The following is an 8,333-nucleotide window of genomic DNA, read 5'->3' as shown; positions in this document are numbered from 1 at the left end:
GCGGGCGGCCCGGGCCCCCCCTGCGGGGCGGGGGCGCCGGGGGGGGGGGCGCCCCCCCCCCCCCGCCCCCCCCCCCCCCCACCACACTTCCCGTCTCGGGGAGGCCACCCCCGGGTGGTCGGCGGTCTCGACGCGCTCGTCGCCAGGGCTCCTCGCTGCTCGACCACCTCAGGACGACGTGCTCGACCACCTCAGGACGACGTGCTCGACCACCTCGGATCGTCCACCGGCCGGACGGTCGGGAACAGGCGTGGCGGGCCGACCCGTTGACCACCCATGCGCATCTTCTTCACCGGAGGCACCGGCAAGGCCGGCAAGTACGTCGTCGAGCACCTCGTCGAGCAGGGGCACCAGGTCACGAACGCCGACCTGGAGCCGCTCGGCACGGACGGCGTCGACGACCTGCGGGTCGACCTGACCGACGTCGGGCAGGTCTACTCCGCGCTGGCCGCACCGTCGAACCAGGGCCAGCTCGACCACGAGCCCTACGACCCGTCGTACGACGCGGTGGTGCACTTCGCGGCGATCCCGCGGCCGATGCTCGAAAGTGACTCCGAGACCTTCCGGACGAACATCCTCGCCCACTACAACGTGCTCGAGGCCGCCACCCGGTTGGGCATCCGCAAGGTCGTGTTCGCCTCGTCGGAGACCACGTACGGCATCTGCTTCGGGCAGGGCGACCGCAAGCCGGAGTACGTGCCGGTCGACGAGGAGCACCCGACCGTCCCCGAGGACGCCTACGCGATGTCGAAGGTCGCCGGCGAGGCGGTGTCACGGTCGTTCCAGCAGCGCACCGGCGCGGACGTCTACGGCCTGCGGATCAACAACGTGATCGAGCCGCACGAGTACGAGCAGTACTTCGGTGACTACCTGGAGGACCCCTCGCTGCGTCGCCGCAACGTGTTCGCCTACATCGACACCCGCGACCTCGCGCAGCTCGTCCGTCTCTGCCTGGAGACCGACGGGCTCGGCTACGAGGTGTTCAACGTGGCCAACGCGGACATGTCGGTCGCCGCGAAGACCGACGAGATCATCCGTGACTTCTACGACGGTGTGGAGGTGCGTCGCGAGATGGGTCCCGACGAGACCTTCTACTCCATCGAGAAGGCCCGTCGGGTGCTCGGCTACTCCCCCGAGCACTCCTGGCGCGACGTCCTCAGCGACCCGCGGTAGCCCGGCGTGCACGAGGGGGCCCGCGACCTGCTCCTGGCCGACCGGGAGCTGACGCTGGTGCGCCTGCGCACCCTGACCGACGAGCACGACGCGGTCGTCGCGGCGTCGAGGGACACCAACGCGGACGACGAGCACGACCCGGAGGGCGCGACCATCGCGTTCGAGCGCTCCCAGGTCTCGTCGTTGGCACGGCGGGCTCGGGCCCACCTCGCCGAGGTCGACGCCGCGCTCGACCGGCTCGCCTCCGGGTCGTACGGCGTCTGCGAGGTCTGTGGGGCCGCCATCCCGGAGGGCCGCCTCGAGGTCAGGCCGACGTCGCGGACGTGCGTGGGGTGCGCGAGCCGGTGAGGCGGCGCAGGTACCAGTCCACGAAGTGCTGCACCGACGCCTCCACCACCGGCGAGAGGGGTCCGGGGAGGTAGCCGCGGGAGCGGATGCCGGCGGCGTTGGCCTCGCAGAGCGCCCAGTCCTGCTCGCTGGTCGCCGTCCACACCGTCGTCAGCCGCTCCAGGTCGACGTCGTCGTCCGACGCGTCGGCGTCGACGAGGAAGCAGACGTCGACGTCGGTGCGGTCCGCCCCGACGGGCGTGAGCCGGGTCGTCATGGCGTAGTCGAGGTTGGCGTGCGCCCACATCGTGGGCAGCGTGATGAGCCGCAGGCTGCCCGGCGAGCCGCCCACCTGCCCCATCGGCGGCGCGACCGGGGCGCCGTCCATCGTCTCGGTGACGAACCCGTCGCGCAGCGGCAGCCGGCTGACGCGGAACCCCTCGTCCCCGGGAAAGCTGACGTCCGCCGGCTCGAGGCCGTCGGCGCGCCACCGTGCGTACGCCGCCGCCAGCGTGTCGTCGTACGTGTCGTTGCGCCGGGGGTCGCCGTGGCTGCCGAACTCGAAGTTCGACTCCAGGAACTCCGGGTGGTTGCTGCGGCAGTGGTAGCACTCGCGGTTGTTCTCGACGAGCGTCTTCCAGTTCGCGCGCACCGAGTACGACGCACGGTGCGCCACCCGCGCCCGGTCGAGTCGGTGGTGCCCGAGCTGGGCGGTGACCGCCGCGGCCATCGCGTCGAACGACGGGGGCGCGTCCGCGAGCGACACGAAGACGAGGCCAGCGAGCTCGCGCACCGCGACGGCGCCGAGCCGGACGCCGTCCTTCGCGAAGCCCTCGCCCATCAGGCGGGCCCCCCGCAGGCGCCCGTCGAGGCCGTAGGTCCACTGGTGGTACGGGCACATCAGGGCCCGGACCCGCCCGCGGGGCTCGTCGCAGATCCGCGATCCGCGGTGACGGCAGACGTTGTGGTGGGCGTGCAGGACCCCGTCGGCGTCGCGGACGACGATCACGGAGTCGTCGCCGATCTCGAACAGCAGGTACTGCCCCGGTTCGGCGACCTCGCACGCGTGCCCGGCGAAGAGCCAGGTGTCGGTGAAGACGGTCGCGAGCTCGGCGGCGTGCACCCGTTCGTCGAGGTAGTAGGACGCCGGCAGGGTCCAGCCGGGCGTGACGGGCTCGAGGGTGGGCAGGGGCGCGGTCGGGGCGCTCGGTGCGGTGGTCGGCTCAGACATGGAGGGTCGCCGTGTACTCCGGGTCGGTGAGGGCGGGACGGTCGAGGCGGAAGTCCTCGAGCGGGTGGTCGCTCTTGCCGCGCAGGGCGAGGTCGGCCAGGACCTGCCCGACCAGGCTCGCGAACTTGTAGGCGTGCCCGGCACCGACGGCGACGCTGACGCCGGGGTGCTCGGGCAGGGTGTCGAGGACGAAGTGCTGGTCGGGCGGGACCGTGTAGAGGCAGGTCTTCGTGTAGAGCCGCGGGCCCGCGAAGTCGGGCAGGTGCTCGGCGAGGAACGCGAGCTGGCGCTCCTCCCGGACGGGGTCGGGCTCGAAGGTGCGGGTCTCGGCGGTGACCGGGTGGCCGCCGTTGTGCTGGCCGAGCTTCGTCGCCACCTCGCCGTGGACCGGGAAACCGTAGAAGTTGTCGCGCCCGTGCCACATGAAGACCGGGAAGCGGTCCGGCGCGAACTCCCGCAGGTGGGGCGTGGCGTAGTAGGTGACCTGCTCCTGGGTGACCGTCAGGGGCAGCTGCCGTCCGAGGCCCGCCAGCAACCGGTTGGTCCAGGCGTCCGCCGTGACGACGACCCGCTCGGCGACGTACGTCTCGTCGGCGGTGACGACCTCGACGTGCGGGCCGGCCGGGCGCAGCGCGAGGACGGGCGTCTCGTCGAGGACGGTCGCGCCGGCCGCGCGGGCGAGCGCGACGTGGACGGCGTTCGCCTTGGCGGCGTCCACGATCCCGGACTCGGCCTGGTAGATCCCCCGCTCGCTGCCGGACAGCCGGAACTGCGGCCACCGGGCGGCGATCCCCGCGGCGTCCAGGAGCTCGTGCTCGACGCCGTGGCGGCGCATCACGTCGACGTACCCGGCGATGTTGCGGGTGCCGGTGTCGACGCCCTCGCGGGCGGCGACGTCCTCGACGACGAGCCCGCCGGTGCGGGTGAGCAGCCGGACGCCGGAGGCCTCCTCGACCGCGTGCCAGGCGTCGTACGCCGCGGGCGCGAGGTCGGCGTAGGCGTCCTGGTGCTGCGCGTGCCGGATGATGCGGGAGTGGTCCTGCGAGGCGCCGCGGTGGTGGCCGAGCGCGAACTGCTCGAGCCCGAGGACGGCGCTGCCGGCCTCCTGCGCGAGCCAGTGGAGGGCCGCGGAGCCGAGGCCGCCGCAGCCGAGGACGACGATCGGGAAGTCGCGGTTCATGACCTCCACCCTCGTCGCACCGTGACCGATCGCGACAGCAGATCGTGACTCGTGTCTTGACTCCTTTCATAGGTTGAGACTTATGGATCTGGACACGCGTCGGCTCCGGGTCTTCCTCGCGGTCGCCGACGAGCTGCACTTCAGCAGGGCGGCTGCCCGCCTGCACCTGAGCCAGCCGGCGCTGAGCCAGCAGGTGCGGCTGCTCGAGCGGGACCTCGGCGTCGCCCTGTTCACGCGGACCTCCCGCCAGGTCGGGCTGACCCTGGCCGGCGAGGCACTGCAGCAGGCCGCGCCGCGGGTGCTGCACGAGGCCGACCGTGCGGTCGAGGCGGCGCAGCAGGCCGCCCACGGCGTCACCGGGCGGATCACGATCGGGTCCGTCCGCACCGGTCTCGCCAGCGTGCTGCCCGCGGTGATGCGGGCCTTCACGGTCGACCACCCGCGCGTGCGGTTCGACCTCGTGCACATGGACACCGCCCTGCAGCTGCGGGCGCTGGCCGACCGGTCGATCGACGTCGGCATCGTCCGCGCGGCGGCCCCCACCCCCGGGCTCGTCGTCGAGCCGCTTGTCTCGGAGCCACTGATGCTGGCGCTGCCGGCCGGCCACGCGCTCGCGGGCCCGGGCTCGCCGATCGACCCCGCCGCGCTCGCCGACGAGCTGTTCGTCAGCTGGCCGCGGCACCTCGGCGTGGAGTTCTCCGACATCGTCGTGGCCTACTGCCGCGGGCACGGGTTCAGTCCCGACGTCGTCAGCGAGGGCGGTGACATCGACACCCAGCTCGCGCTGGTCGCGGCCGGGTTCGGGGTCTCGCTGCAGCCGGCGTTCTACGCGAGCGCCTGCCCGGCCGGGGTGGTGTTCCGGCCCCTGCTCGGCTCGCCACCGCAGGTCGCGCTGCAGATGGCGTGGCGACGCGACGGCGCCCCCGCGGTCGTCGTCCAGCTCGTCGAGACGGCCCGTCGGCTCAGGGACTCCGCGGAAGGCCTGGCACCCGGGGCAGGATGACCGGCACGGGCCGAGGGGTCCTGGTCACCGGCGACAGCTTCGCCGGCGCCGCGTCCTGGTTGTGGTCGGGGCCGTCGCCGGAGCTGGTGGAGGCCTGACCGCCCGTCGGGCTCAGGCGTGCTCCGCCGTCCACCGCCGGAACGGCTCGACCGGCTCGGGGCCGCCGTCGGCCTCGCCGCGGACGGCGGGGAGGTTCCGGTCGGCGGGGGCCTTGGCGTACTCGTCGTAGAACGTCGCGAGCGTCATGTAGCGCCCGCCGTCCTCGTAGTGCTGGTCCTCCTCCTCGCGCGACGCGGCGTACACGACCCGCTCGGGCGCGGCGTAGTAGAGCGCGCCGAGGCACATCGGGCAGGGGTAGGCGGTGACGTAGACGTCGCAACCCGTCAGGTCGGTCCGGCCGGCTTCCGCGAGCTCGCGGATCGCGGTGATCTCCGCGTGCGCGCTCTTGTCGCCCGACTGGCTGACCTGGTTCGTCGCCTCGTGGAGCACCTCGCCGGTGTCGGCGTCCACGACGACGCAGGCGAACGGCTTGCCCCCCGCCTCCACGTTGTCCAGGGCGAGGTCGAGCGAGCGGCGGACGAGGTCGGGGCGCGGGTCGGTCACGCGTGCGCCGGTACCCCGGGACGATCCGAGCAAGAACCGCGTGGGGTTCGCTGTCGTCGTGGCGACGGCGAACCCACACGGTTCGCTCTCCTCAGGCCAGCAGCGGCCGGAGCTCGTCGTACGCCCAGGAGGCGAGTGTCGTCGCGGTCGTGGTGGTGACCCCGCGTGTCTGCTCGGCGACAAACCCGTCACGCAGCCCTGCCGACATGCCCACGACCGCCTCGACCCGGGCCGGGGTCAGCCCGGCTGCGGCCAGACCGGAGCGCACCCCCTCGTCCGAGACCCGGCGCGCAACAACGGAGTGGCCGGTGACCGCGGCGACATCGGCCAGCACGTCGTCCCAGGACAGGTCGACCGGGCCGTGCACCCCGCGCACGTGCCGACCGGCCCAGTCGTCGCGCAGCAGCCAGCCGGCCGCGACGCGGGCGACGTCCGCCGGGGCGACCCAGGGCATGCGGTGGTCGGTGGGCAGCAGGGTGGACACCTCGCCGGCGCGCAGGTCGTCGAGCATCAGCTGCAGGTTCGAGAAGAAGAAGCCGCAGCGCAGGTGCACGACCGAGGCGCCGGTCGCGTCCAGACGCTCCTCGACTCGCGCCAGGCCGTCGATCTCCCCGGCGCCGTGGCGCAGCTCGGCGCCGACGCTGCTCTGCAGGATGACGTGGCCGACTTCGTGCGCCTCGAGGGCCGCGGTGACCCCGACGCCGATCGCGTCGTACGCCGCCACGGGGTCGTCCGCAGGCACCGACGGCACGATGAGCCCGAGGGCGTCGACGCCGTCCAGCGCCACGTGGACGGCGTCGGGATCGGTGAGGTCCACGACCAGCTCGTCGACGTGGCCGAGGAGCTCCGGTGGGAGGCCTCCGGGACGGTGCGACAGCACCCGCGGCCGCACGCCGGCGCGGACCAGGTCGCGCACCAGGTGACGGCCGACGTTCCCGGCCGGGGCGGTCAGGCCGAGAGTGCGTTCGGTCATGCCCCCGACGCTAGGGCGAGACGTGGCCGGATCCTGACCACGTCTCCTGCCACCCTGGGGTGGTGGAGGCGGACGTCGCGGCGCGCACCCTCATGCTGCTGACCCTGCTGTCGTCGCGGCCCACGTGGGAGGCGGCGGACCTCGCCGAGCGGTGCGGAACGAGCCCGCGCACCCTGCGCCGCGACATACGGCGGCTGGTGGCCCTCGGCTACGCCGTCCGCGGCCGGCCGGGACCGGGCGGTCACTACCGGCTCGCGCCCGGCACGCGCCTGCCGCCGCTGCTGTTCGACGACGAAGAGGTGCTGGCGCTCGTCGTCGGTCTCCGGTCGGTCGAGCGCGGCGCCACCGCCGAGGCGGCTCAGCGGGCGCTGACCAAGCTCCGACAGGTGCTCCCGCGCCGGCTGGCGTCGGTCGCGGACGACGCGGCGGCGACCAGTGAGACCGTGACCCTCGACCCCGGCGCCGCCTTCCTGCTCGGCCCGCTCACCGCGGCTGCTGCGGCCGACCGGTCGGTGTCGTTCACCTACACGGACCGGCACGGGGCGACCAGCCGACGCCACGCCGACTCGTTGCGGTGCCTGCTCGTCGACGGCCGCTGGTGCGTCCTGGCCCGGGACCGCGACCGGGAGAACTGGCGGCTCTTCCTCGTCGCGCGCCTCACCGACCTCGAGACCGGTGCGGCCGCGCCCCGCCAGCCACTCCCGGCCGACGACCTGGCCCACTGGCTGCGCACGGACTTCGGGCGCGCCGGCGAGTCTTCGAGGTACTAGGACCATCGACCGTCTGGTGACTCCGACCGCGTCGCGACTTGGCTGTGCCCGACCCAGAACGGTCGACACACCCAGCCGCGCCCGGCGCCCCCACGGGCCACGATCACCGGAGACACCGATGACCACCAGCACCACCCCGAAGACCACCGGCCTCCGCCGGCGTAGCCGCCTCGTCGCCGCGGGGGTCGGCGTCCTCGTCACCACCCTCGCCGTGCTCGCCACCGCGTCGCCCGCCTCGGCGTCCGGAAGGAAGGGCGGTGAGGACGAGGGCGAGGGCGGCGGGTCGAAGGCCGCCGCCGGCGACTACTCCGTCACCGTCAACGGGACGACGTACAACCCGGCCCGCGGCAGGGACCTCAAGCTCGCGAAGGTCGCGGTCGGGACCAGCCCGATCGTCGTCAGCGGCGTCAACACCCGCTTCACGATCGACCCCGCCACCCTGGGCGTGTACGACTACACCCTCACCGGCGCCGCGGCTCCCGACCGGATGGTCACCACGCCGACGGTGATCTTCTCGTCCAAGGTGCCGACCCTGACCGCCGCGCAGCGCCGCAGCCCGTCGCTGACGAGGCTGGAGGTCCAGGACGGCTCTCTCGTCGCGATCCTCGGCACCGCCGCCGGCAAGCTCAAGGTCCAGGCGAAGGACGCCCCGCAGGGCGGCATCTTCCAGATGGAGCCGGAGTTCACCACGGCCGTCGAGATCACCCACACCCTCGGCCCGGGCCTGTTCTACTTCACGAACCCGTACACGCAGAAGATCAACGTCGGGGACGGCGTCGCGGCGGTGCCGTCGGGCGCCGGCGCCCACCAGATGCTGCTCGGCAAGGACAGCCCCCAGGTCGCCACGAAGCTCGAGCAGACCGCCACGACCACCCGCTGGTCCGTCGCCTCCGGCGGACGCATGGGCGGCGTGCTCGGCGAGGACGCCGTCGAGCTGTCGCAGGGCGCGACGAGCTGCACCAGCCAGTGCCAGGCGCAGAACCGCATCCGCGGCTCGGTGCCCGTCCCGCCCGACCCGACGAACCCCACCCCGCTCCCCTGACCACGCAGCAGGACCCCGCGCTCGATACTGG

At 73.5% G+C, this 8,333-nt stretch carries 9 protein-coding genes; 5 read left to right on the top strand and 4 right to left on the bottom strand.

Going from position 1 to position 8,333, the window contains the following annotated elements; translation table 11 throughout:
• Window positions 1-276 precede the first annotated feature (276 nt).
• Together MJ876_RS07605 and MJ876_RS07600 are read left to right on the top strand one after the other, a co-directional pair.
• A complete protein-coding gene (locus MJ876_RS07605) occupies window positions 277-1,173 on the top strand; it encodes an NAD(P)-dependent oxidoreductase (protein WP_240235649.1) in 897 nt (298 codons plus the stop codon).
• 6 nt (window positions 1,174-1,179) lie between these two features.
• Complete coding sequence (locus tag MJ876_RS07600; RefSeq protein ID WP_240235648.1) at window positions 1,180-1,521, top strand: TraR/DksA C4-type zinc finger protein; 342 nt, start codon at window positions 1,180-1,182, stop codon at window positions 1,519-1,521.
• Here MJ876_RS07600 and MJ876_RS07595 read toward each other — a convergent pair.
• Window positions 1,478-2,731, bottom strand: a complete 1,254-nt coding sequence (locus MJ876_RS07595) for an SRPBCC family protein (RefSeq protein ID WP_240235647.1) — start codon at window positions 2,729-2,731, stop codon at window positions 1,478-1,480. The two genes, MJ876_RS07600 and MJ876_RS07595, sit on opposite strands and share 44 nt — an antisense overlap.
• Window positions 2,724-3,911 (bottom strand): N-methyl-L-tryptophan oxidase, encoded by a 1,188-nt coding sequence (solA, locus tag MJ876_RS07590; RefSeq protein WP_240235646.1) that lies wholly within the window; start codon window positions 3,909-3,911, stop codon window positions 2,724-2,726. Before solA ends, MJ876_RS07595 begins: the two co-directional genes overlap by 8 nt.
• A gap of 82 nt (window positions 3,912-3,993) precedes the next feature.
• Between solA and MJ876_RS07585 the strand changes: the two genes are divergently transcribed.
• The gene (locus MJ876_RS07585) at window positions 3,994-4,914 is read left to right on the top strand and encodes a LysR substrate-binding domain-containing protein (RefSeq protein ID WP_240235644.1); all 921 of its coding nucleotides are present in this window, start codon (window positions 3,994-3,996) and stop codon (window positions 4,912-4,914) included.
• Between the two features lie 111 nt (window positions 4,915-5,025).
• Here the strand turns inward: MJ876_RS07585 and MJ876_RS07580 are convergent, their stop codons facing one another.
• Window positions 5,026-5,517 (bottom strand): nucleoside deaminase, encoded by a 492-nt coding sequence (locus MJ876_RS07580; protein WP_240235643.1) that lies wholly within the window; start codon window positions 5,515-5,517, stop codon window positions 5,026-5,028.
• Between the two features lie 91 nt (window positions 5,518-5,608).
• The gene (locus MJ876_RS07575) at window positions 5,609-6,490 is read right to left on the bottom strand and encodes an NAD(P)H-binding protein (protein WP_240235642.1); all 882 of its coding nucleotides are present in this window, start codon (window positions 6,488-6,490) and stop codon (window positions 5,609-5,611) included.
• Window positions 6,491-6,552: 62 nt separating this feature from the next.
• Between MJ876_RS07575 and MJ876_RS07570 the strand changes: the two genes are divergently transcribed.
• Both MJ876_RS07570 and MJ876_RS07565 read left to right on the top strand, forming a co-directional pair.
• Complete coding sequence (locus MJ876_RS07570; protein WP_240235641.1) at window positions 6,553-7,260, top strand: YafY family protein; 708 nt, start codon at window positions 6,553-6,555, stop codon at window positions 7,258-7,260.
• A gap of 118 nt (window positions 7,261-7,378) precedes the next feature.
• Window positions 7,379-8,302, top strand: coding sequence for a hypothetical protein (locus MJ876_RS07565; protein ID WP_240235640.1), 924 nt, complete (start codon window positions 7,379-7,381; stop codon window positions 8,300-8,302).
• Window positions 8,303-8,333: the final 31 nt, after the last annotated feature.

Source organism: Nocardioides sp. CFH 31398, from assembly GCF_022436705.1.
In the GTDB taxonomy this organism is placed as follows: Bacteria; Actinomycetota; Actinomycetes; order Propionibacteriales; family Nocardioidaceae; genus Nocardioides.
Note: the sequence above shows the minus strand (reverse complement) of the source record. Positions and strands in the feature narration are given on the sequence as shown.